The organism is Mucilaginibacter aureus (genome assembly GCF_053514885.1).
In genome coordinates this window covers 1,367,292-1,391,936 of record NZ_CP170601.1, presented here as the reverse complement: position 1 = coordinate 1,391,936, position 24,645 = coordinate 1,367,292, and the positions used below count along the sequence as shown (strand labels likewise).

At 44.4% G+C, this 24,645-nt stretch carries 28 protein-coding genes; 1 reads left to right on the top strand and 27 read right to left on the bottom strand.

The genetic code is table 11. The annotated features are described in order from the left end of the window. Window positions 1-32: 32 nt before the first annotated feature. Window positions 33-788, top strand: a complete 756-nt coding sequence (locus tag ACFGVR_RS05870; protein WP_448701750.1) for a DUF4197 domain-containing protein — start codon at window positions 33-35, stop codon at window positions 786-788. 151 nt (window positions 789-939) lie between these two features. Here the strand turns inward: ACFGVR_RS05870 and ACFGVR_RS05865 are convergent, their stop codons facing one another. The 27 genes from ACFGVR_RS05865 to ACFGVR_RS05735 all read right to left on the bottom strand — a co-directional run bounded on the left by ACFGVR_RS05865 (window position 940) and on the right by ACFGVR_RS05735 (window position 24,624). Then, window positions 940-1,440, bottom strand: coding sequence for a biotin/lipoyl-containing protein (locus ACFGVR_RS05865; RefSeq protein ID WP_448701748.1), 501 nt, complete (start codon window positions 1,438-1,440; stop codon window positions 940-942). Window positions 1,441-1,442: 2 nt separating this feature from the next. Beyond that, window positions 1,443-2,099 (bottom strand): DUF4159 domain-containing protein, encoded by a 657-nt coding sequence (locus ACFGVR_RS05860; RefSeq protein WP_448701746.1) that lies wholly within the window; start codon window positions 2,097-2,099, stop codon window positions 1,443-1,445. Beyond that, window positions 2,096-2,803: a 16S rRNA (uracil(1498)-N(3))-methyltransferase gene (locus tag ACFGVR_RS05855; protein WP_448701745.1), complete on the bottom strand. Its 708-nt coding sequence runs from the start codon at window positions 2,801-2,803 to the stop codon at window positions 2,096-2,098. The genes ACFGVR_RS05860 and ACFGVR_RS05855 overlap by 4 nt, the downstream gene beginning before the upstream one ends. Before the next feature lie 10 nt (window positions 2,804-2,813). Further along, entirely contained in the window at window positions 2,814-4,157 is a 1,344-nt protein-coding gene (locus ACFGVR_RS05850) for a hemolysin family protein (RefSeq protein ID WP_448701743.1), read from the bottom strand. After that, entirely contained in the window at window positions 4,158-4,706 is a 549-nt protein-coding gene (locus ACFGVR_RS05845) for an inorganic diphosphatase (protein WP_448701741.1), read from the bottom strand. A gap of 9 nt (window positions 4,707-4,715) precedes the next feature. Further along, a complete protein-coding gene (locus ACFGVR_RS05840; protein WP_448701739.1) occupies window positions 4,716-5,372 on the bottom strand; it encodes a DedA family protein in 657 nt (218 codons plus the stop codon). 52 nt (window positions 5,373-5,424) lie between these two features. Next, window positions 5,425-6,813 carry an NADH-quinone oxidoreductase subunit N gene (locus ACFGVR_RS05835; protein WP_448701737.1) on the bottom strand — a complete coding sequence of 463 codons (1,389 nt, stop codon included), beginning with the start codon at window positions 6,811-6,813 and terminating at the stop codon, window positions 5,425-5,427. 3 nt (window positions 6,814-6,816) lie between these two features. Continuing rightward, entirely contained in the window at window positions 6,817-8,280 is a 1,464-nt protein-coding gene (locus ACFGVR_RS05830; protein ID WP_448701735.1) for a complex I subunit 4 family protein, read from the bottom strand. A gap of 21 nt (window positions 8,281-8,301) precedes the next feature. Then, entirely contained in the window at window positions 8,302-10,212 is a 1,911-nt protein-coding gene (gene nuoL / locus ACFGVR_RS05825; RefSeq protein ID WP_448701734.1) for an NADH-quinone oxidoreductase subunit L, read from the bottom strand. A gap of 48 nt (window positions 10,213-10,260) precedes the next feature. Beyond that, window positions 10,261-10,590 carry an NADH-quinone oxidoreductase subunit NuoK gene (gene nuoK, locus ACFGVR_RS05820; protein ID WP_448701733.1) on the bottom strand — a complete coding sequence of 110 codons (330 nt, stop codon included), beginning with the start codon at window positions 10,588-10,590 and terminating at the stop codon, window positions 10,261-10,263. Between the two features lie 3 nt (window positions 10,591-10,593). After that, entirely contained in the window at window positions 10,594-11,091 is a 498-nt protein-coding gene (locus ACFGVR_RS05815) for an NADH-quinone oxidoreductase subunit J family protein (RefSeq protein ID WP_448701732.1), read from the bottom strand. A 58-nt stretch (window positions 11,092-11,149) separates the two neighbouring features. Then, window positions 11,150-11,647: a NuoI/complex I 23 kDa subunit family protein gene (locus ACFGVR_RS05810; protein ID WP_448701731.1), complete on the bottom strand. Its 498-nt coding sequence runs from the start codon at window positions 11,645-11,647 to the stop codon at window positions 11,150-11,152. An 18-nt stretch (window positions 11,648-11,665) separates the two neighbouring features. After that, complete coding sequence (nuoH, locus tag ACFGVR_RS05805) at window positions 11,666-12,724, bottom strand: NADH-quinone oxidoreductase subunit NuoH (RefSeq protein WP_448701730.1); 1,059 nt, start codon at window positions 12,722-12,724, stop codon at window positions 11,666-11,668. A gap of 3 nt (window positions 12,725-12,727) precedes the next feature. Then, window positions 12,728-13,726, bottom strand: a complete 999-nt coding sequence (locus tag ACFGVR_RS05800; protein WP_448701729.1) for a 2Fe-2S iron-sulfur cluster-binding protein — start codon at window positions 13,724-13,726, stop codon at window positions 12,728-12,730. A gap of 130 nt (window positions 13,727-13,856) precedes the next feature. Then, window positions 13,857-15,224, bottom strand: a complete 1,368-nt coding sequence (gene nuoF / locus ACFGVR_RS05795; protein ID WP_448701727.1) for an NADH-quinone oxidoreductase subunit NuoF — start codon at window positions 15,222-15,224, stop codon at window positions 13,857-13,859. Window positions 15,225-15,229: 5 nt separating this feature from the next. After that, window positions 15,230-15,409, bottom strand: coding sequence for a hypothetical protein (locus ACFGVR_RS05790; protein WP_448701726.1), 180 nt, complete (start codon window positions 15,407-15,409; stop codon window positions 15,230-15,232). A 7-nt stretch (window positions 15,410-15,416) separates the two neighbouring features. Further along, on the bottom strand, window positions 15,417-15,941 hold the full coding sequence (locus ACFGVR_RS05785; protein ID WP_448701725.1) for an NADH-quinone oxidoreductase subunit NuoE family protein: 525 nt from the start codon (window positions 15,939-15,941) through the stop codon (window positions 15,417-15,419). Further along, complete coding sequence (locus ACFGVR_RS05780; protein ID WP_448701724.1) at window positions 15,934-17,145, bottom strand: NADH-quinone oxidoreductase subunit D; 1,212 nt, start codon at window positions 17,143-17,145, stop codon at window positions 15,934-15,936. The genes ACFGVR_RS05785 and ACFGVR_RS05780 overlap by 8 nt, the downstream gene beginning before the upstream one ends. A gap of 13 nt (window positions 17,146-17,158) precedes the next feature. Further along, entirely contained in the window at window positions 17,159-17,656 is a 498-nt protein-coding gene (locus tag ACFGVR_RS05775; RefSeq protein ID WP_448701723.1) for an NADH-quinone oxidoreductase subunit C, read from the bottom strand. Then, window positions 17,656-18,198, bottom strand: a complete 543-nt coding sequence (locus tag ACFGVR_RS05770; RefSeq protein ID WP_448701722.1) for an NADH-quinone oxidoreductase subunit B — start codon at window positions 18,196-18,198, stop codon at window positions 17,656-17,658. The genes ACFGVR_RS05775 and ACFGVR_RS05770 overlap by 1 nt, the downstream gene beginning before the upstream one ends. 108 nt (window positions 18,199-18,306) lie before the next feature. Continuing rightward, on the bottom strand, window positions 18,307-18,678 hold the full coding sequence (locus ACFGVR_RS05765) for an NADH-quinone oxidoreductase subunit A (protein ID WP_448701721.1): 372 nt from the start codon (window positions 18,676-18,678) through the stop codon (window positions 18,307-18,309). A gap of 67 nt (window positions 18,679-18,745) precedes the next feature. Further along, entirely contained in the window at window positions 18,746-20,485 is a 1,740-nt protein-coding gene (locus ACFGVR_RS05760; protein WP_448701720.1) for a tetratricopeptide repeat protein, read from the bottom strand. Window positions 20,486-20,534: 49 nt separating this feature from the next. Then, the gene (locus ACFGVR_RS05755; RefSeq protein ID WP_448701719.1) at window positions 20,535-21,452 is read right to left on the bottom strand and encodes a PstS family phosphate ABC transporter substrate-binding protein; all 918 of its coding nucleotides are present in this window, start codon (window positions 21,450-21,452) and stop codon (window positions 20,535-20,537) included. Between the two features lie 223 nt (window positions 21,453-21,675). After that, window positions 21,676-22,506, bottom strand: coding sequence for an energy transducer TonB (locus tag ACFGVR_RS05750; protein ID WP_448701718.1), 831 nt, complete (start codon window positions 22,504-22,506; stop codon window positions 21,676-21,678). A 46-nt stretch (window positions 22,507-22,552) separates the two neighbouring features. Further along, window positions 22,553-23,092, bottom strand: coding sequence for an ExbD/TolR family protein (locus ACFGVR_RS05745; RefSeq protein WP_448701717.1), 540 nt, complete (start codon window positions 23,090-23,092; stop codon window positions 22,553-22,555). Between the two features lie 12 nt (window positions 23,093-23,104). Continuing rightward, window positions 23,105-23,719, bottom strand: a complete 615-nt coding sequence (locus ACFGVR_RS05740; protein ID WP_448701716.1) for an ExbD/TolR family protein — start codon at window positions 23,717-23,719, stop codon at window positions 23,105-23,107. Window positions 23,720-23,793: 74 nt separating this feature from the next. Continuing rightward, the gene (locus ACFGVR_RS05735) at window positions 23,794-24,624 is read right to left on the bottom strand and encodes a MotA/TolQ/ExbB proton channel family protein (protein WP_448701715.1); all 831 of its coding nucleotides are present in this window, start codon (window positions 24,622-24,624) and stop codon (window positions 23,794-23,796) included. Window positions 24,625-24,645: the final 21 nt, after the last annotated feature.

Below are 24,645 nucleotides of genomic sequence, written 5' to 3'. Positions count from 1 at the left end.
CTATCATTACCGTTTTAGAGCAAATATCCACTATGAACAAAGTATTTCGTTTACCCCTATTAGCTGCAACTTTATTATCAGCAGGCTTTTTAAACACAGCATCGGCACAAATAAAATTACCATCCTCAATAAAAGCGCTTACAGGGGGCAGTACAAGTACATCAGGTACGCCAACCACTTTAGAAATAGGTACCGCTTTAAAAGATGCCTTAACCCAGGGAACCACCAAAAGCTCAGATAAATTATCAGCTGTTGATGGCTTTTTTGCCGACGCTACTGTAAAACTATTGTTCCCGCCCGAAGCGCAAAAAGTTGAGAGCCGTTTAAGGCAATTAGGCCAGGACGCTTTGTGTGATAAGATCATCCTGTCGTTAAACCGCGCTGCCGAAGATGCCGCCAGCCAGGCTAAGCCCATCTTTATAGATGCCATTAAAAAAATGACTTTAGATGATGTACAAAAGATACTGTTAGGTAACAACGATTCGGCCACCCAATATTTTAAACGTACAACTACCGTAGCCCTTGTTGCAGCATTTAAACCCGTTATCGAAAAAAGCTTAGGCAAAACGGGTGCAACCCAATACTACAGCCAGGGCGCTACCATCTACAATAAAATACCTTTTGTAAGCAAGGTAAACCCTGATATTGTTGACTACGCCTGCCAAAAAACCATCGACGGCCTGTTTATCAAGATAGCTGCGGAAGAGTTGAATATCCGTACCAATATCGGCGCACGCCCAAGCCCGGTTATGCAAAAGGTATTTGCCTTTGCTTCATCGAAGATGTAATGGCTAACCACCCCTTATGTCATTTCGATAGAGCAGAGGGGGAATAGCAGGAGGTGCGAAAGAGAAATCTTCTGCTACCTGCAAAGCCTGCGAGCCTACAGTAGAAGATCTCTCACTATCGTTCGAGATGACAACGGAGATGTGAGAGATTTTAGCTAAACAGGATCAGCAACTGCCCCTTCTCCACCTTATCCGTAGGTTTTATTTTAATGCTTTTAATGGTGGCATCGGCCGGGGCTTTGATGATGTTTTCCATTTTCATGGCCTCTAATACAAACAGGTTATCACCTTTTTTAACCTCATCGCCTTCGGCAACTAAAACTTTTAATACCAGGCCCGGCATCGGTGCTTTAATGTCGCTTACCTTGGTGCTGTTTAAATTGCTCATGCCAAGCTGTTCTAACAAAGCGTCAAACTGATCTTTGGCCTTTACCTGGTAAGTATTGCCGTTTACTTTAATGCTTGCGGTTTTGGCTGCACGGTCAAAAGCTACCACCTCCACCCGGTATGATCGGTTTTGATTAATGACATGATAATTGTTTGCATCAAGCTTGGCTACGTCGGCTTTTACGGCTGTGTTGTTCAAGGTTAGCAAGTCCTTTTTTACCGCTGCTTCAAAACCAAATTGATCATTTACTTTAATGCTGTACATGTTTATTGCGTTAAAACGTATTGTATCAGGTTAGCACCCATTTTTAAGGCTTTTAAGCGCGATTCCTGCGTGTCGTTAGGATAAGTTCCCAGGTCCTCCCATCCGTTGCCTAAATCGCATTCGTAAGTGTAAAAACAAACCAGCCTACCTTTATAGATCAAACCGAAACCCTGTGCGCGCTTACCATCATGTTCGTGTATCTTGGGCAGCCCGTTCGGGAAATCATATTTCTGGTGATAGATGGGATGATTGGCAGGCAGCTCGGTAAATTCCAGTTCCGGGAAAACCTTTTTCATTTGCGGGCGGATAAATTTATCCAGGCCGTAATTGTCGTCGATATGCAAAAAGCCGCCGCCAATCAGGTATTTGCGCAGGTTGGCCACTTCCTGGTTGGAGAAGATCACGTTACCATGTCCGGTCAAAAATATAAACGGGTAATTAAATATTTCCGAACTGCCAACCTCCACTATCTCATCCTGCTGCTGAAAATTGGTTTTCAGGTTATCGTTACAATAAGCTATCAGGTTTGGCAGCGCTGTGCGGTCGCCATACCAATCGCCGCCGCCATTATACTTTACCTTAGCCATCTTATACGTAGGCACATTGAAGCTGCTTAGCAACAACAGGCAAACTATAACAATGGCATTGAGTGCTCTCATGGGCGGTTTAAAAAATTGATCTCGAAGCAGGCTTCCAGCGCGGCCGTCTCCGTACGTAAACGACTATCGCCTAAAGTTATTGGTTCAAATCCATTTTGCAAAGCATCGGCTATTTCTTTTGGTGCAAAATCGCCTTCCGGTCCAATCAAAACCAGGTAATCGCCGTTAGGTTTTACCAGCTTTCGCAGATCGGCTTTTTCGCCCGGCTCGCAATGGGCTATCATTTTTTGGGCGGCTTTGCTTTGCGCGATGAATTTGGCAAAAGACACAGCCTCGTTCAACACCGGGTGGTACGCTTTGAGCGATTGTTTGATGGCCGCCGTAATGATCTTGTTCAGGCGTTCAGCCTTAGCTTCCTTACGCTCCGAACGCTGGCAAATAATGAGCGAGATCTCATCGATACCTATCTCAGTAGCCTTTTCCAGGAACCATTCCAGGCGTTCAATATTTTTGGTAGGCGCCACGGCAATGTGCAGGTAATGGTTTCGTTTGCCAAATTCCTGCTGATGCGATAATAGTTTCAGGGCTACCTTTTTGGGATGCGGGTCAACGATCTCGGCTTCGTATAAACCACCCTTGCCGTCAATCAATTGGACGTGATCAGTATTTTGCAGGCGTAATACCCGGATAGCGTGTTTACTCTCCTCTTCGCTCAGGTAGTAAAGTGGCGAATCGGTGATATCTGGTGTGTAAAAAAGCTGCATGGCTACCGGTTTAGTGCAGGTCTATCGCGTCCGACTCGTTAATGAGCAGTTCGAGCTTTACCGACTCGATGTTCTGATCTGATTTTTTGAGTACCGTAATATTGTATCCGTTCGCCTCCTTTTGCTCGCCAACCTCGGGTATCTTACCAAAAATATCACCCAGCCATCCGGATACGGTATCAAAGTCGCCATCCTCTGGTAGGTCATGCGGCAAATGCTCGTTCACATCATATATCGGTGCAAGTGCGTTTACTACAAACTCGCGCTCGTTCAGTTTTTCAACTATCGGCTTTTCCTCGTCGTATTCGTCCTGTATCTCACCAACCAGTTCCTCCACAATATCTTCCAGGGTAACCATACCTGCCGTGCCGCCAAACTCATCGGATACGATAGCTATCTGGATGCGCTTTTGCTGCAGTTCGGCCATCAGGTCATTGATCTTTTTAGTCTCCGGGATAAAGTACGGTTTACGGATAATATCCTTCAACACAATATCCTGGTTACGGGCAAGCAGAGCTAAAATATCTTTAGCGTGTACAATACCTACAATCTTATCGATCACGTCATCGTAAACCGGCATCCGCGAATATCCTTCAGTAATAATGCTTTCCAGTAATTCTTCTTTGGTGGTATTCAGATCAACCCCCGATATTTTGGTACGGGGCACCATGATATTTTTAACTACACGCTCGTTAAAATCAAACACATTCTGGATCAGCTCGTGCTCGCTCGAATCCAATGCGCCAGTCTCCTTACCCTGTTCAAGCAGGTATTGCAACTCTTCCGAACTATGGTGTGCCTCGCCGCCAGGTACGGTTTTAATACCTAACGATCTTAATATAAAATTCGCAAAGGTGTTCAACGTCCAGATAAAGGGCCTGAAGATCACAAAGAATACCCTTAACGGGACAGACACCGCCATCACCGTACGCACAGAACGCTGTATCGCGATCGATTTGGGAGCTAATTCGCCAAATACAATGTGAAACACCGTGATGAGCGTAAATGCGGTAATGTGGCTGATATTGATCACCACGTTTGATGTAACGGTAAAACCTACATCATTAAATATATTGAGCATAATGGCGCTCACCACGCCTTCGCCCACCACACCCAAACCAAGCGAGGCAATGGTGATACCCAGTTGCGTGGCGGCCAGGTAACCATCCAAATTAAACATAATGGTTTTGGCAACCTTGGCAACGGCGCTGCCTGTTTTTGCCTGCAGTTCAATTTGCGATCCTCTCACCCTCACCATGGCAAACTCGGCTGCAACAAAAAAGCCGTTAAGCGCAACCAGCGCCAGGGTGGCAAATACGTAAAAACCGCTTATATGGAGGTCGGGTGGGGCCATTTACGATTGATAAGTTGGAAAAGTAGACTTGTACAAGTCCAGCGCCTCGTTGATCACCTTGTAGGCATACCGCTGCCCCATCAGGTGCTCTATGGTTACGTTTTTACCTTCCAGCTTTTTATAATCCTGGAAAAAACGTACAATTTCTTTCATGGCATGCGGCGGTAATTCGGTTAGCTCGTTAATGTAGTTAACCGACATGTCGTTTTTTGCTACCGCGATGATCTTGTCATCCTGCTCGCCGTTATCAACCATGTGCATCACACCGATAACCTGCGCCTCGATGATCGACATCGGGTAAACGTCAACAGAGCATAAAACCAAAATATCCAGCGGATCCTTATCATCGCAATAGGTTTGCGGGATAAAGCCATAGTTAGCCGGATACATTACCGACGAGAATAAAACACGGTCTAATTTTAACAGGCCCGATTCTTTATCTATTTCGTATTTGGCTTTTGAACCTTTTGGGATTTCGATGATAGCGTTAACAATATTGGGTATATTTTCGCCAGGTGAAACCTGGTGCCATGGATGTTGCGTACTCATTTAGTATATTTATGTGTTTGTTTTATCGTCAATGTTGTTATTTGCCAACCGCTTTCTTACTAAAGCTATAATAAGCGGAATTGTTGTAACTATTATTAAACCAATTACAATATATTGTAAATAATCCTGTATCTGGGTGGGATATTTACGCCCCAAAAAATAGCCTATCAGGGTTAGGGTAGTTACCCAGGCAATGCTGCCTACCAAATTGTAAAGGGTAAACCGTTTAAAATCAACCCGGGCAATCCCTGCAAAGATAGGAGCAAAAGTTCTAATTATGGGGAGAAATCTTCCAATAATCAATGCTTTTCCGCCATGTTTGGTATAAAACTCTTCGGCTACACGCACATATCGCTTTTTAAAGAACCACGAGTCATCGCGGGTGAACAATACATCACCCGTTCGGTAACCAAACCAATACCCAACAAAATTACCTAAAAAGCCAGAAGCTATGAGACTTAGTATCAATACGTAAATTGAAGTATTGATCATACCGTTGGCGCAAAATATGCCTGCCAGTACCAACAGGTAATCGCCGGGTAGAAAGAATCCGAAAAATAAACCTGTTTCGGCAAAAACAACTACAAGCAACAGGTAAAACCCACCGTGTTCAATAATCGCTTTTGCTTCGGTTAAATTTTTTAGGTGTTCCCAGAAACTTTCCATTCGATATTTGTAAAACTACAAATATTTAACCGGTTTACCCTACCGGTAAATATTATATTAAGGTAGTTAAAAAAACCGGGTATACACCAATAACAATGGTTATTAGTGCCGAAAAGCCTAAAACAAGAGTGAAATAAGTTGGTACAGAAAGTTCGTTACGCTCGACCGGGTTAAAATACATGGCTACAATTACCCTGAAATAGTAATAAATGCTGATGATGGCATTAATTACGGCTATAACAACCAGGGTGATCTGGTATTGCGCCAGCGCGCCCGAAAACATAAAGAATTTACCGATAAAGCCCGCGGTTAACGGTATACCGGCCAATGATAGCATGGATATAGTGAGTACCAGCGCCAGGAACGGGTTCTTTTTAGCCAAGCCGTCAAAAGCTTCAAAACGGTCGGAGCCGGATTGTTGCTGCACCAGCATCAGTACCGCAAAAGCAATGATAGATGCTATGGAATAAGCCGTAGCATAAACAAATACCGAGTTGTTTGAGTTTGCGCCCAGGGCCACAATAGCAAACAGCATATAGCCCGCGTGCGAGATGCTCGAGAACGCCAGCATCCGTTTAAAGCTTTGCTGGTATAAGGCGGTGATATTGCCTATAAACAACGTCAGGATGGTGATGATGAGCAGGGTTGGTGTCCACAGGTTGGCAACCGTACCAAAGCAGGTTGAAAACAAACGCAGGAAAGCAGCGAAGCCTGCTGTTTTAACTACAGTCGACATAAACGAAGTGATGAGTGTTGGCGCTCCTTCATATACGTCGGGTGTCCAGAAATGGAAGGGTGCTGCGCCTACTTTAAAGCAAAGGCCCACGATCATTAACAAAATACCGGCATAAAACAGGTAAAAGAACGGCTCGGTGTTACGTGGGTGATGAATTACCCAATCCTGTATCGTATCCAGGTTAAACGACCCGGTAGCGCCATAGATCAACGTGATACCAAATAATAAAAACCCGGTTGAAAAAGCGCCCATTAAAAAATATTTTAATGAAGCTTCGTTAGATGCGAAATCTTTCTTTTTGATCCCCGCAAGGATATACAAGCTTACCGACATGATCTCGATACCGATAAACAGCATCACCATGTTATGGTATGAGAGCATCACGATGATCCCCGCAAGGGCAAACAAAATAATGGAATAATACTCGGCAACGTGCTCGCTGATACTTTCGAAATAGTTTTTTGACAGCAGCAGGATCAATATGGTTGAGATAATAGTAACGCCCGAAAACGCGATGGAGAAGTTATCAAACAGCATCATGCCGCTAAAAATAGGACTTGGATATTGGTTCCATTCAGCAATAGCGCAGCCTAAGGCAGCAAGTAAGCCAACTATAGTAACCGGTAATAAAGCTTTGTTAAACTTATACAATCCCAGGTATAAAAGGATGATCGGTAAAACAGAAATGATTATTAGAGTATTCATTGTTTACTTAGCTGATAATGATTTAATGTTTACCTGTTCAATAAGTGCTTTTACACTGGCTTCGGACAGGTGCAGAATTGGTTTGGGGTACACACCTATAAAAATGATGAGTACGCAGATGATCAGTAAAACTACTTTTTCGGAACCATCAATATCGGTAAAGGTAGCGGTGAGACTGTTGGTTTGGCCCTGCATTACTTTTTTGTACATACGCAGCATATAAACCGCGCCAAAAATAATGGTCAATCCCGCTACAGCGGATAACCAGATATTGTATTGATAAACACCGTTCAATAACAAAAACTCGCCGATAAAACCATTGGTTAAGGGCAGGGCCACTGTACCTAACAAAATGATGAGAAATTTAACTGCAAATTGCGGTGCTACTTTTGAGATGCCTCCCAACTGGTCGATATCGCGGGTATTTAAACGGCGGCTGATGATGTCCATCACAAAAAACAAACCCACAACATTGATACCGTGGTTAAGCATCTGGATCATGGCGCCTTGTATGCCCTGCACGTTCCAGGCAAATATACCGGCAGCTATGAGGCCAACGTGGCCAATGGATGAATAAGCGATCAAACGTTTGCCGTCTTTTTGATTAAAGGCGATAAGCGATGCATATACAATGCCGATAACGGCCAAAACTATCACATAAGGTCCACTGTTCGTCAGCCCGGCAGGTGCGATAGGGATCATCCAGCGGATAGCGCCGTAAACACCCATTTTTAGCATAATACCCGAAAGCATCATGGTGCCGGCGGTTGGCGATTCGGTATAGGTATCGGGCTGCCAGGTATGGAAGGGGAATATCGGCATCTTGATAGCGAAAGCTAAAAAGAACGCCCAGAATACCATGGCTTGCTGTGCAGCGCTTAATTGTAAATGGTAAAACGATTGCAGATCATAAGTGTGATCGGGCGTTTGCATGTACAGGTAGATGAACCCTAACAACATGAACAACGATCCCGCGAAGGTGTAAATAAAAAACTTAAGCGTAATGCGGATACGATCGGTACCGCCCCATAGTGCGCAGATAAAGTAGATGGGTATTAGGGCTATTTCCCATCCAACATAGAATAAAAAGCCATCAAACGCAGTAAATACTACCAGCATACCGGCCTGCATAAACAAAATAAGCGCATAAAAAACCGATGGGTTTTTGTATTCGTGCTTGTAGCTGCTTAATATGATGATGGGCACAAGCAGCGTGGTTAATAGCACCAATACCATGCTGATACCATCGATACCGGCTTTAAAGTGAATGCCGAATTGTTCTATCCAGGGATAATCGACTGAAAACTGGATGCTCGAATCGGGAATGAATTTGGTGAGGAAAAGCACAGCTACAGCTAATTCGGCCACGGCAAAAAACAGCGCCGCCGTTTTAGCCGATGACCCTTTAAACAGCAAGGTTATCAGCGCACCGAGTACCGGTAAAAAAAGTAATATAGTAACCGTCATTATAATATCTTATAAATGCCCTTAAAATCTGAATATATTGTAAACCAGTAAGGCAACAATGCCTATTACCATCATAAAAATATAGAAACCTACGTTACCGCTTTGTAACAGGCGCAGATCTTTACTCGCTTCCATCGAGCCTTTACCCAGGCCGTTCACAAAGCCATCGATACCTAACAGATCGACAACTTTGTAAAAGAACACCGATATGGCATCAAGCGGTTTGCGGATGATGGTATCGTAAATTTCGTCGATATAAAATTTATGGTATGATAAGCTGGTAAATGCCGGGCGCTCTTCGGTATCGGCAACAGGTAACTGACCTTTGCTGATGTATTTGCTGTAAGCCCAACCCAAAGCGAACAGTGCGCCAACTACCGAAACGCCCATTAAGGCCCATTCGGTTGAAGCCGAAGTTTCGATCTTATCATGACTCAACATGTCTGTTGATACTTTGAATACGGGTGATAAAAAGTTTTCGAGCGAGTGATGGCCCCATAATACTTCGGGCACATTGATAAAACCACCAACTACTGATAATACAGCCAAAACGATCAACGGTATAGTGATGGTAGCTGGTGATTCGTGCAGATGGTGTTCCTGCTCATGAGTACCGCGGAATTTGCCCGAGAAGGTCAGGAACATCATTCGGAACATGTAGAAAGATGTGAGCACAGCACCTAACACACCAATTACCCATAGCACCGGGTTATGTTCGTAAACGTGTGCCAGTATTTCATCTTTTGAGAAAAAGCCTGCAAATGGCGGTATACCGGCGATAGCGATGGTTCCGATAAGCATGGTGGCAAAAGTGATTGGCAATTTGCCGCGCAGGCCACCCATATTACGCATATCCTGCTCGCCACTTACCGCGTGAATAACCGAACCTGCACCCAGGAACAATAGGGCTTTAAAGAAAGCATGTGTTAACACATGGAAGAATGCCCCGGTATAAGCGCCAACGCCCAAACCTAAAAACATATAACCCAGTTGCGATACGGTTGAATAAGCCAGTACCTTTTTAATATCTGTTTGTGTAATGGCGATGAGCGCGGCTAAAACCAACGTCATTAAACCGATAACAGCGATGATGTGCATGGTAACCGGCGCCAGGGTAAACAAGATGTTTGAGCGGGCTATCATATATACACCGGCTGTAACCATGGTTGCAGCGTGAATGAGTGCCGAAACCGGAGTTGGGCCGGCCATTGCGTCTGGCAGCCAGGTAAACAAAGGTATTTGTGCCGATTTACCGGTTGCACCGATAAACAGCAAAAGAGTGATCAATAATACGGTAGTGTTGCCGCTGTGCAGCGATTCTGCTTTGTGGAACACATCGGCGAAAGCTACCGAACCAAAAGCGTTAAAAATAACAAAGATACCGATAAGGAAGCCTAAATCGCCGATACGGTTCATTACAAAGGCTTTTTTAGCGGCATCGGCATACTCACCATTACTATACCAGAAACCGATCAACAGGTATGAGCATAAACCTACACCTTCCCAGCCAATAAACATCACCACGTAGTTTGAACCCAATACCAGCAACAGCATAAAGAACACAAACAGGTTGAGGTACGAGAAGAACTTACCAAACCCGGCATCATCGTGCATGTAGCCTACCGAGTAAACGTGGATGAGGAAGCCTACTCCGGTAATGATGAGCAGCATAATGGAGCTTAACTGATCAACCAGGAAAGAGAATTGAATATCCAGATTGCCAACTTTTATCCAGTCGAACAGGTTAACGGTAAAGCCACCGGTTTTACTTACCTGCATAAAGGCAGCCACGCTGATACCAAAGGATGCTAAAACTACCGCGCTGCCAATAACACCAATAAGGCCTTTTGACAATGCATTGCGGCCAACTCCGTTAATCAAAAATCCAATTAACGGAAGTACGGGAATAAGCCAGATATAATTATTTACCATTTATATTTTATCGCTTTAAAGACTAAAGTCTTGACTCTTAATTATTTCTTAGTGTTTCAACCTGTTCAGTACGTTAATATCCAACGAATTGGTATTGCGGTAAACCATCACGATGATGGATAGGCCTATCGCTACTTCGGCAGCGGCAAGGGCCATGATAAAAAACACAAATACCTGCCCGGTGGCATCGCCGCGGTAAGCGGAGAATACGGTAAGCAGCAGGTTAACCGCGTTCAGCATCAGCTCAACCGACATAAATATCACAATGGCGTTACGGCGGATCAATACACCCATTACGCCTATCGAAAAGATGATGGCGCATAATATGATGTAGTGATTAAGCGGTATGGTTTGTATGTTTTGCGTTAACGTATCCATGGGTTAAGCGTTTGATTTATCTTTAGTGGCCAATAAAACAGCACCCACCATTGCCGAAAAAAGCAACAACGAGGATACTTCGAACGGCAGTAAAAACTCACCGAACAATATCTTACCCAGGTTTTTAACCAGGCCCAGGTCGGCATTTTTTAATACTACGGGCTCAGAAATACTCAGCGCCTTAACCGATGCGATAATGGTTGCCAGCAAACAGCCGCCGCCAATAATAGCCGCGAGTTTTACCATGGCGCTTTTAACCGGTTCGGCATCTTTGTTGAGGTTAAGCAGCATCAGCACAAACAGGAAGAGCACCATAATGGCACCCATATACACAATAAAGTTTACCACGGCCAAAAACTGGGCGTTCAATAAAATGTAGTGTATGGTAAACGTAAAGAAAGTTAATATGAGATACAGCACGCTGTGTACCGGGTTTTTCGAAAAAATAACCAGCAGTGCGAACAGTATGGATAAAAAGGCGATAAAGTAAAATAAACTCATCTGTATAATTACTAATCCTTTGCCGCGTTTTAAGGACGGGCAAAGGTATAAAACTTCCTTATTGATTTAGCGGCTTCTCCACTAATTTGTCTTTGCCGTAAATAAAATCCTTACGCAAAAAGTTCGACGGAACGATGTCGCCGTCAAGATAAATTGCCTCTTTAGGGCAGGCTTCTTCGCATAAGCCGCAGAAAATACAGCGCAGCATATTGATCTCATAAACAGCTGCGTATTTTTCTTCGCGGTATAAATGTTCTTCGCCTTTCTGGCGTTCGGCAGCTATCATGGTGATGGCTTCGGCCGGGCAACTCAGGGCGCATAAACCACAGGCTGTGCAACGCTCGCGACCTTCCTCATCGCGCTTAAGCGAATGCTGGCCGCGGAAGTTTTCAGAAAACTCGCGTTTTTGCTCGGGGTAACGGATGGTTACGCTTTTGCGGAAAAAGTGTTTTCCGGTAATACGCAGGCCGCTCAATATAGCTGGCAGGTAAGCCCGCTCCATAAAGTTGAGTGGTTTTGATTCGATTACCTTGCGGCGATTAGTTAATTGTTCCATATTAATAATGCTCTAATCTCACTTAAAATTATAAATCAGCCCGGTTATCACGATGTTGATGATTGCCAGCGGGATGAGGATCTTCCAGCCCAGGTCCATCAATTGGTCATAGCGGAAACGCGGGATCGTCCAGCGTACCCACATAAAGAAGAAGATGAAGGCCACTATTTTGATAAATAATACCAGCGTGCCTACCAGTGGGCCCCAGGTTAAACCTAAATGTGCGTTTACCACATCCATAAACGGATAGTTATAACCGCCAAAGTATAAGGTTGCCATTACCGCCGATGATACGAACATGTTGATGTATTCGGCAAACAGGTAAAAGCCTAATTTCATGGATGAGTACTCGGTGTGGTAACCGCCAACCAGCTCGGTTTCGCACTCGGGCAAATCAAATGGTGAACGGTTGGTTTCGGCGAAAGCACAAACCATGAACAGTAAAAAGCCCAGCGGCTGTTTAAACACGTTCCAGGTTAGCCAGTGGCCGTTCCAGAAACCATGCTGCTGTTCTGTAATTTCGCGTAAGCTTAGGGTACCGGTTATCATTAACAGGGCAATGATAGAAAGACCCATGGCAATTTCGTAGCTAATGTTTTGAGATGCTGCACGGATAGCGCCCAACAGCGAGTATTTGTTGTTTGATGCCCAGCCACCGATCATGATACCGTAAACACCAAGCGATACTACACCGAAAATGTATAAAACGCCCACATTGATATCGGTAACCTGCAGATCGACCACGGTTGAACCGATAACAATTTGCTGCCCCCACGGAATAACGGCAGAACCGATACAGGCCGTCATGATAGCCAGCGAAGGACCTACAATGAACAGAAAAGCGTTTGCCCTTGTTGGGATGATCTCTTCTTTCATAAACATTTTGGCACCATCGGCCAGAGGCTGTAAAATACCCAGTGGTCCGGCACGGTTAGGGCCAACCCTGTCCTGGAAAAATGCCGCCACCTTACGCTCGGCATAGGTAGAATACATAGCCGCTACCAGGCTGATAGCGAAGATGATGACGATCAAAATAAATTTTTGAGCCACCAGGCCCAATGCAAAAGCTAATTCCATTTATTATAAGCGTGTTTGACGTTCAAATTGTTCTTTATTGGCTTCAACCAACAGCGGGTTGTTTTTTACAACTGGCAGTGGTATCAGCGTATCGTAATGGTTTGAACTGATAACCGATTGGTGCGAAATTTTACGCGGCCCTTCAATTACCCAGTCACTGGTTTTCTTTTTATCAAAACGGCAGGTGTTGCAAATAAACTCTTCCACCTCGCCATAAACATCTTTACGGGCGGTTACGCGCAGCACGTCTTCGCCTTTGTACCACAGGGTTACTTTACCGTTGCACTTTTCGTGATCACAGTCGCGGTGTGCATCAACAGGTTTGGTAAACCATACCCGGTTTTTAAAGCGGAAGGTCCTGTCGGTTAAAGCGCCTACGGGGCAAACATCAATGACGTTACCCGAAAAGTCGTTATCAACAGCGGCCTGTATGTAAGTTGAGATCTCCGAATGGTCGCCGCGGTTTAAAATACCATGGATGCGGTGATCGGTGATCTGATCGGCAGTGAATACGCAGCGGTAGCAAAGGATGCAGCGTGTCATATGCAGCTGGATCTTATCGCCAATGTCTATCCTTTCAAATTTACGACGGTCGAACTCGTAACGGGTTTTAGCCGAACCGTGCTCAAAACCCAGGTTTTGCAGATCGCACTCACCGGCCTGGTCGCAAATAGGGCAATCCAACGGGTGGTTGATCAGCAGCATCTCCACTATCCCTTTACGAGCCTCGATCACTTCGGGCGAGGTGATGTTTTGCACTTCCATACCATCCATTACATTGGTACGGCATGATGCTACCAGTTTAGGCATCGGGCGAGGGTCTTTCTCAGAGCCTTTGCTTACCTTAACTAAACAGGTACGGCATTTACCACCACTACCCTGCAGTTTTGAATAATAGCACATAGCCGGCGGAACGATATCGCCACCTATTTGCCTTGCGGCATTGAGGATGGATGTTCCATCGGGTACTTCAACGCTAATTCCGTCTATAGTTACTTTCATGTTTTATTTAAAAGTATAATTCTCTTTTTCTATGTCATTGCGAGCGCAGCGTGGCAATCGCAAACTTTGTATAGCCGTTATGCCTATGTGCGATTGCTTCGTGCCTCGCAATGACATACGGGTTATTTTATTATCCCGCCGGAGCCGGTTCTGGCGTTGGTAACGGATCGGCATAATGTGCCAAACCAAAATTCCGGGTTGTTGCCTCGCCGGGGTTTGTTACGTGCCATTCGAACTCGTCGCGGAAGTGGCGTATCGCACTGGCTACCGGCCAGGCCGCCGCATCGCCCAGCGGGCAAATGGTATTGCCTTCAATTTTTTTCGATACATCAACCAGCAGGTCCATGTCGCTCAGTTTACCGTGACCGTATTCTAAACGGTGCAATACCTTTTCCATCCAGCCGGTACCTTCGCGGCAAGGCGAACACTGGCCGCAGCTTTCGTGGTGATAAAAACGGGTAAAGTTCCAGGTGTTGCGAACGATGCATTGATCTTCATCAAATGCGATAAAACCGCCCGAACCCATCATGGTACCGGTAGCAAAACCGCCATCTGACAATGACTCGTAGCTCATTAAACGAGGTGCCAGAGCAGCCGTTTTTAAGAACAGGTTAGCAGGTAAAATTGGTACGGATGAGCCACCTGCAACAACCGCTTTTAAGCGTTTGCCATTGGCGATACCGCCGCAATATTCATCAGAGTATAAAAATTCTTCAACAGGTAAGCCTAAGTCGATCTCGTAAATGCCGGGTTTAACGATGTTACCACCCGCCGAGATCAATTTAGTACCTGTGCTGCGGCCGATACCGATCTTAGCGTATTCTTCGCCACCATCGCGGATGATGGGAACAACTGCTGCTATCGATTCAACGTTATTTACCACAGTTGGGCAGCCCCATAAGCCAGCGATAGCCGGGAACGGAGGTTTGATGCGCGGATTACCACGTTTACCTTCGAGCGACTCTAACAAAGCGGTTTCTTCGCCGCAAATGTAGGCGCCGCCGCCGGGTTGTACGTATAGTTCCAGATCGTAACCGGTGCCTAAAATATTTTTGCCTAAAAAGCCTTTGGCTTTTGCTTCGGCAATGGCTTTTTCAAGGATACGGATCTGCGGCATCATTTCGCCGCGAACGTAGATGTAGGATACATTGGCACCCAAAGCAAAGCTCGAAACGATCATGCCCTCGATCAGCAGGTGAGGGATCATGGTCATTAAATAGCGATCTTTAAAAGTGCCGGGTTCCGACTCATCGGCGTTACAAACCAGGTAACGGGCACGGCCTTCGGGCTTAGCCAGAAAGCTCCACTTCATACCCGTTGGGAAACCCGCACCGCCACGGCCACGCAAGCCGGATTTTTTTACCTCTTCAACTATCTCGTCGGGAGTTAAAGTTTTTAAAGCCTTTTCAACAGCAGCATAGCCGCCTTTTGAGCGGTAAACATCAAAGGTATTGATGCCGGGTACATTGATATGTTCTAATAAAAGTTTGCGTCCCATGGTTGCTAATAGATCCTTTTAGTAAGCTTATAATAATTAATATGCCTTAATATGCAGGTTGCAAGCGCTACGCTGAGCAAGGGATAAAACAGTATCGGGTACTCTTTTAATCCGTCGGTAGCTATAATGCTGGTTAACGCGCCTGCAAACAAAACATCTGATAATATTAAGGTTGAGGCCGTCATAAGGGCATTAATTTTGTGTCTTTGCTGTTAAATCTGCTATTAAAGTATCCACCTTTTCGGGTGTTAAATTTTCGTAAAAAGTATATTCGGGGCCAATTTGCAGTACCGGGCCAAAGCCGCAGGCTGCAAGGCACTCTACTCCACGCCAGCTGAATAAGCCGTCGGCAGTAACTTCGCCTTCTTTAACCCCTAATCTCTGTTCAATGTAATCCATTATTTTTTCGGCGCCAACCAGGCAGCATGGGCCCGTGCGGCAAACCTCCAGCAGGTATTTACCCTGTGGGCGCATTAAATACATGGTATAAAATGTGGCCACCTCGTAAACTTCAATGGGTTGTATATCCAGGTAATCGGCTACAACATCCATTGCCGGGGCGCTTACCCAACCGTATTCGGCTTGTACTAAATGCAAAATAGGCAACAGGCCGGCCTTTTGTTTTCCTTCCGGATAACGGCTAACCACATCGGCCATTTTAGCGATCAACTCTGCCGAAAAAGTAACCGGCTCTTGTTTTTCTTCAACTCTAAGCATCTAATTCTCCTGCTATTACATTTAAACTACTCATGTTTATAATCGCGTCGGATAATAACATACCGCGGCTCATGGGCGCATACATTTGGTAATTGATAAAGCTTGGCCTGCGGAAATGCAGCCTGTACGGTGAGCGTCCGCCATCATTAACCAAATAAAAGCCCAATTCGCCGTTAGCACCTTCAACCGAATGGTAAACCTCGGTAGTTGGGGTATCAATTTCGCCCATCACAATTTTAAAGTGATAGATGAGGGCTTCCATGTTATTATAAACTTCTTCTTTTGGTGGCAAGTAGAATTCGGGCACATTAGCGTGGAAGATGCTTGAATCTTCTTTAGCTATCATGTCCATAGCCTGTTGGATCATGCGCAGGCTTTGCCACATTTCTTCGTTACGCACCAAAAAGCGGTTGTATACGTCGCCATTGCTGCCAACGGGTACTTCAAAATCAAAATCCTGATACGAGCTGTATGGCTCTTGTGCACGCACATCGTAATCAACACCGGCAGCACGTAATAACGGGCCGCTCCAGCTGTAGCTTAATGCGGTTTCGGCAGTTACGGCGGCAACGTCTTTGGTACGGTCAACAAATATCCGGTTACGGGTAAACAGTGCTTCAAACTCTTTTAACACGGGCGGAAAGCCTTTTAGGAATGAGTTGATCTTCGCGAAAGCGATATCGTTAAAGTTACGCTCAAAACCGCCTATACGGCCAATGTTGGTGGTTAAGCGTGAGCCGCAGATCTCTTCGTAAATTTCGTAGATGTGCTCGCGCCACTGCATCATGTATAAAAAGCCGGTAAACGCGCCGGTATCAACGCCTAATACACCATTGCACACAATATGATCGCTGATGCGGGCAAGTTCCATGATGATAACGCGCAGGTAATCTACACGTTTTGGCAGCTGGATGCCCAGCAATTTTTCCACCGTCATGTGCCAGCCCATGTTGTTGATAGGCGATGAACAGTAGTTCAAACGGTCTGTGAGCGGGGTGATCTGGTAGAAGGGACGGTGTTCGGCAATTTTTTCGAACGCCCGGTGGATGTAGCCTATGGTGGATACGCCGCCTACGATACGTTCGCCATCCATCTCCAGCACGTTTTGGAATACACCGTGTGTAGCCGGGTGGGTTGGCCCCAGGTTAAGGGTCGAATGTTCAGTTTGCGGGTCGTTATCAGTAAAAACAGGATGATTCTGCATTCTTTATTGAATATTATCTTCCAAAGAAATAGTCTTTTTTATCTATTCTGTTCGGGTCTTCGAGCGGGTACTCTTTACGCATCGGGAACACCGTCATATCGTCAACATTTAAAATACGGCGCAGATCGGGGTGCCCGTCAAACAGGATCCCGAAATAGTCGTAAGTTTCGCGCTCCATCCAGTTGGCGCCGTCCCAAATATTTACCGCTGTAGGGATATGCACATCATCGGTAGTTAAAGCAACCTTAACGCGAATACGCACACCACCGGCCAGGTTATGTACATGGTATACTACGGCAAACTGTTTTTCCTTTTCGGGATAGTGGATGGCGGTAATATCGGTAAGGTGGATAAAGTTCAGATCGCTTTTAAGGTAGCTCAATACGGCGATGATATTTTCGCGGCCGGTTTCAATAGTGAGCAGGCCATAGGGTTCGCCTTCAGTAATGATAGCTTCACCAAACTTGGCGGTAAGGTTTTGTAGCAACTCTTCGTTAGATACTTTGGCCATTATTGAATTCCGTATTTAGCTAATAGATCGCGGTACGAAGGATCATCGCGCCTGCGGCCCGACTCTGTTTGTACCAACTTTTGTATATTCATAAAACCATCTATAATGGCTTCGGGGCGTGGCGGGCAGCCGGGTACGTAAACATCAACCGGGATGATCTCATCAATACCCTGTAAAACTGAATAAGTATCAAATATACCGCCGCTTGATGCGCAGGCGCCTACCGCCATAACCCAGCGTGGTTCGGCCATTTGCAGGTATACCTGGCGCAATACCGGTGCCATTTTTTTGGCAATGGTACCCATTACCATCAGCAGATCGGCCTGGCGGGGTGAAAAACTTAAACGCTCGGCACCAAAACGCGACAGATCATAATGTGAGCCCATGGTTGCCATAAACTCGATACCGCAGCACGAGGTAGCAAACGGAAGCGGCCACAATGAATATGAACGTGCAAGACCTACAGCCTGATCAAGGCGGGTGGCAAAAAAGCCGGAACCTTCAACACCAGGAGGGGCCTCAACTATCTGAATATCACTCATAGGTTATAATAATAAAAACTCATCCTAAAAAGGATGAGTACAAAATTAACAATTATATCGTCATCAGTGTTAAAAAAACACTAAGCTAAGTATTTGGAATCGTTCTAATTAATCCCAGTCTAAAGCCTTCTTTTTTAGTACATAAATAAAGCCAAGTAACAGCGTACCCATAAAAACAAACATCTCAACCATACCGGTTCCTTTTAAATCTTTAAAGTTTACGGCCCAGGGGTACATAAATATTACTTCAACATCAAACAGTACAAAAAGAATGGCTACTAAAAAGTATTTAATAGAGATGGGGGTACGGGCGTTACCGATAACTTCGATACCCGACTCGAACGTGCTTAGCTTATCATCAGTTTTGCGTTTTGGGCCAAGTTTGTGCGTGGCAAACATCGTACCTACTACAAAGCCTACGGCTACGATCATTTGGAAGATAATAGGCAGGTAATTAACGGGAAGACTCTGTGATTCCATGCAGCAAATATATAATGTTTGATGTTAAATAAAAAAGCCCCCGGACACATCCGGGGGCTATATATTATTATTTTCCTTTGCCTGGTGCTGACGGCGGAGCCGGTGGACCACCATGGCGTGCATAATATTGCATTACCTGTTTGTTAGCCGGGTCTATCTCTTTGGCTTTGCCCCAGTTTTCGGCGGCTTTGGCGTCATCTTTAGCGGTTAACTCGTAGTAAAAGCCTAAGTAAATATAAGCTTCTAACAAACCCTTTTTAGATGCCGGATCTGTAAGGCTGGCAGCTTCTGCGATGTATTCTTCGTACATCGCTTTGCCATACGCTTTAAATTTCGAACGGTCTTCAGGCTCGCGGGCATCTGCCACACGTGCACGAATAAGCGTTACAGTAGCGTTTGGTTTTGGAAGAGCATGATTAACATAACTTAAGGCGGTGTCGGCCTTAACTAATAAGCTTGTATCGGGTGCTACTTTGGTTTTGGCATAAGCGGTTTGCTGATCTTCAAATGCATAAAAATAAGCACGGCCCATGCTTACATAGTCGCTCAAAGTGTGTTTACGTGATTTGACAATGTAATCATTATAAGATTCGGCAGCGGCTTTGTATTTTTTTGCACCGTAGTTGGCAAGAGCTATTTCTTTATAGATATCTGTTTCACCGGTATCGAGCGTAAGCGCTTTCTTTAGTGTCAATATACCTATCGAATCCTGACCAGGGGTTTTAAGTTGTAAACGGCCCAGATAAACATAGTCGCCAGAAATAATACGTTTTGGAGCTGCTTTGCTCATCCAGGTATTCATAGCCTGTAAACCGGCAGGGTAGTTACCGTTTTCGTAAGCCGAATAGCCCAGGTAACGATAAACACGCAGATCGGGGTTTTGGGTTTTAGCCAGGTCATTAGCTTCCTGTTCTAAAGTTTTCCAGTCTTTGGCGTATACCAAAAAGTCTTCATAACGGAAACGCGACTCGAGCGAACGGTCGGTAAGATCCAGGTATTTTTTGTAGTAATCAACGGCTTGTTTATCTAACGTTGGTGCATTTTTGGGATCAGCGTTGGCCATTAACAATGTAGTTTCGGCCATTTCGCGGTAAGCCGGGCCATAGTTCGGGTCGGCAGCTACAGCACCCTGAAAGCCTTTCATAGCATCTTCAAAGTTACCGGCACCTTTAATTAACACCGCCATGGATACCATTACGTTCGGTGCATGCGGATCAAGCGTTTGTGCATCGGCATAGCTGGTGTAGGCGTGATTGGCATCGCTCATAGCTGAGTAGGCATCGCCTAAGGCAACAAATAACTCAGGATCTTTAGATGGATTTTTGCCGCCTAAAGTTTTGGCTTTTTCTAAAACGGCAACAGCTGCTTCGGCACGTTTAGGCGCGTAAGGTTTTTTACCTAAAAGGTATGATTTACCGATATATACATATGGTTTGGTGTCTTTACCGGCCAATAGCATGGCTTTATCAAAATTAGCTGAGGCAGATGAGGTGTTATTATCCAACAAATCCACAGCGCCTAAGCCTGCCACGTTTAAGGCCGATTTTGGGTTAACGGCTAAGCCTTTATCAAAGGCGATTTTGGCCGAATCGGCATAATCCTGTTTAAGGTATACCCAACCCAGGTAAAAAAAGTTTTCGTCTTTGGTTGCTTGAGTAACCGTGAGGTTTTTCAACATGGACTTAGCCTTTTGATATTGTTCAGCGTCGATGGCTTTCTTGGCGTCGGGCAGACTTTGCGCAAAAACTGATGAACCTATCAATATCAGGCCTAATGATGTGGTAACTAACTTGCTTGTTATTTTCATGGCTCAATTATTAATTCTCTCTTATATATTACTTTTTGTACGTGTGTTACTAATTTGATTTTCCGAAACTTACTTCGCGGGTTGGTATCGAATCGGGCAATAAGCCAGATCGTAATACGATGCGTTGCCCGCGTTCGCTTTCAAGAAAAGTTGCAAAACCGGTGGCCAAACCGCGGCGGCCGGTACTGTTTATGATATATAAAGAACGCTGTAAAGGATATTGCCGCATAGCTAAACTATTTTGCGATGGCGTATAGTAGCTTTTCGGGTCGTCCTTGTTGCTTTCATCTTTAACACCTACCATTTTAATATTGTTCACTAAATCGGCGTAATATTTATCGGGTTCCAACAGCCAGGTATAGCTTATAAAACCTATGGCCTGCTGATGTTCGCTTACATACTTTATTACATCAACGTTTGATTTGAGGGCATAGATATTTTTTTGATTAAATTGATCTACCCCTGACAAATCTTTTAAATATCGTGTAATGCTCGAATTTGGGTTGTCAAAAACGATATTTTTATCGGTTTTGGTTTCACCCCTCAGCATCCTTTTTATTTCGGCAACCGATGTTAACGTATCTGTTGACGCTTTATTAACGATCAATGCAACAGCATCAATGGCAAAGCAATTAATTTCGGGCGGCAGGGTACGCTGTCTTAACAAAGTCAGCTCGGCCGGTTTTAAATTACGGGCCAATATAGCCACCCTGATACTATCGCTCAAAAACAATTTTAACGCGTCGTTTTCGGTTTTGTAGATCATCTGAGGCTGGGCCTCCTTGTTGGCTGCTTTAAAAATATAAAGCTCCTGATCTAAAATGGGCGAAAATGATTCATCGGCTACAAACTGCGCAGCGCCTTTAATAAAGGTATCATCATAATGTTTTACCCCGGGATTACTGCAGCTGTTAAGCAGCAATAATAAAGCCAAAAAAGAAAATATGCTAACAGAACTATTTTTCATTTGGCTGTTTTTTAAACAAACGCGAAATGCGGATAATATCATACACAATTATTAGCGAGCCAAATAAAACCCTTTGATATTTTGGCATGTTGAGCGGAAACTTATCCCAAAAGATAATCATTAGCCCAAGTACCAGAAATGCAATAAAAGTGATGATTCCTAAAATGAGGAGAAACCGCCTTGTGAGCGATTTCTCCTTATCATTATACTGTTGTAACATCTATTAATTCTGATCGCCTAAACTAAAGTTTACTGGCAATGTAAATTGTACACGTACAGGTTTACCGTTTTGTACGCCTGCTTTCCAGTGCGGTGATATTTTAAGTACACGTACGGCTTCGTCGCCGGTACCGCTTCCTGGTTCGCGTATAACTTTGATATCGGTTAAGCTTCCGTCGCGTTCAACAACAAACTGGATATAAACTTTACCTTGTATGTTGTTTTCTTTAGCGATGGCCGGGTAACGAATGTTTTTTTGTAAAAACTTACCTAATGCTGCTTCGCCTCCCGGATACTCAGGCTGTATCTCTACAGCGGTAAATACCTGGTTGTCTACTGCTTCGGTTACGTTTTTAACATCGGCGTTACCTACCGGTTCGTCAATTCTAACCTCCTGGTTAGGATCGCCTTTTTGTTCTTTCTGGCCCGGATCAGCTACCGCTAATTCTTTTTCGGTAGGCGGATCTTTTTCGCGCACCTCGTTATCGGGTTTTACAACCGGAGGCGGGAAACGCACCTGATCAACCTTCGGTTTCGGTGGTTCTTTGGGTGGCGGCGGTGGTGGTTTTGCTTTATCAAGTGGTGGTGGTGGCATCAGCACAACGTCGGTGATCTTCACCTTCTCGTCGGCTTTTGGAATGAAGCCCTTAATTTTGTTCCAAATGGTTGGCGACGCAAGCACAAAAACAAAACATAAGATAGCTATAATAAGCGCCCTGTTGGTGTTTTTAGGGTTCTCTTTTCTAAGCTCGTATGCTCCGTATGCCTGGTTGCGGCCCTTAAAAACAACATTAAGCCATTCCGGATTAAAAATATCTAATTTTGATCCTATCATTTTCTGGACTGTTGTATTAATTAACGGTTAATTTTTTTAGTTATTATTAGTAATTATGATCTCTCTTCAACAGTTCAACCTCAACAGGTGTGATATCAACAATGGCGTGACGATCTATGCCTGTAATGCTTAACTCGTCAAGAGCCGATACCAGGTTGTTGTAGTTTGAATGGTCGCTTGGTTTAATGATCACAATCATGTCTTTACCACCCGAATCTTTTTTTACTTTATCAGAATTTTCTGTTAAAGCTTTACGCAGGCCATCCTTACCATAATTATCTGTGGTTGGCGGATGCTCTCCGGGTAAACCCATAAACCATTCTAATTTATCATTTGCACCTAAAAGGATGGTCATGGTACGTGAGGCAGGCACAGCCAGCTCATCGTGCTTTTGCTCATCTTTATCGGGCATTGCCAGGTCCATTGCCTTTGGCTTTAACAGGGTTGTGGTTAACATAAAGAAAGTGATCAACAAGAAAGCCAAATCCACCATCGCTGTTAAGTCAACGCGGGTTGATGATTTTTTCGACCTTACCTTGCCGCCTTTATGTCCGCCGCCACCCCCGCCGGTATTTAATTCTGCCATTTTTTTATTTTTTTACATCCCTCTGGATGCCGTAATTAAACTGAATTTGTTAACTTTTTGCTTTTGTAATATCGCGATGATCTTTCCGATGGTTGGATACTCCTCTTTTTTATCACCTTTAATTGATATTAACAAAGCTTTGCCATTAAGTGCTACGTCGGCTTTACGGGCTTCTCTTACCCAGTTAAACAATTCGTTGCTTACGGTATCTAAAGGTATACCGGGCTGTTGTATTGTTTTGGCTTTTTCGGGGTCGTTTATTAACTGCTGGAGATAGCCTTTTAAGTTGGCAATAGGCATACCAAAGGTTGGCAGGGTTACAAACATAGCTTTCTCTTCGGGAGTAAAGGTAATGCTGTATAACTGGCCCACCTGCTCAAGCATTGAGGCGCGTATTTTATCGCCATCAACACTAAAAAACACTTTGCCTTTACCAACAGTTAACGTAGCCGTATTTTCTTCGGGCAACACAACAGTTTTGGTGTAAGATGGTATAGCCACCGGTACCGGGTCGTCGGCTTTAAATTTCGACGTCATGATGAAAAAGGTAAGCAGCAGGAACGCCACATCGCACATTGCGGTCATGTCGGTTGCTGTACTTTTTCTCGCTATTTTAACTCTGGGCATATTTTTTATTTAAATATATGTTCAACAATGATTAACTACATGTTACTGTAATTAACGCTACAATGCATCAATAATTATTTTTTGTGTGATGCAGCGAATGTTTGAACTATGCTAAAGCCAGTTTCGTCGATGGCGTAAGTTAACGTATCAATTTTTGATGTAAAGATGTTGTACATGATAATTGATATAGCCGAAGTACTGATACCTAATGCAGTGTTGATCAAAGCTTCAGAAATGTGAGCCGATAACTCAGAAGCGTTTGGAGCACCTGCTGCACCCATGGTACGGAATGCACCGATCATACCCAATACTGTACCTAATAAACCCATTAATGTACCGATTGATACTAAGGTTGCAATGATGGTTAAGTTTTGCTCTAACATTGGCATTTCTAACGAAGTAGCTTCTTCAATGTCTTTTTGGATGGCCATTGTTTTTTGATCAACGTCCAAACCTACTTCGGCTTCCATTTCGCGATATTTTTTCAAGCCCGATTTGATCACGTTAGCAACAGAACCTTTTTGTTTATCGCACTCAGCAGAAGCCGCGTCAATGTTACCCTGATTTAAAAAGGCTTGTACTTTTTTAACAAAAGTATCAACACTGCCGGTACCAGATGCTTTGCCGATAACCACAAAACGCTCGATAGAGAAAGTGATAACCATTAATAAACAGCTCATGATGATCGGTACTACATAACCACCTTTGTGTACAAGGCCAAATACGTCTGTAGCTTCGCCGTGTTCTACGTCGCCGCCTTTAAAGTGACTTCCATCACCCAAAAACAGCCAGAATACTAATATGGACACAACAATACAGATTGGGATAGCGAAAGATGAGAACATGCTACCCGCTGAGCTTGAGCTTTCTTTTTTAACGGTAGTTGGTTTTGGTGCGTTTGCCATTACTTTAATTTTAGTTTTTTA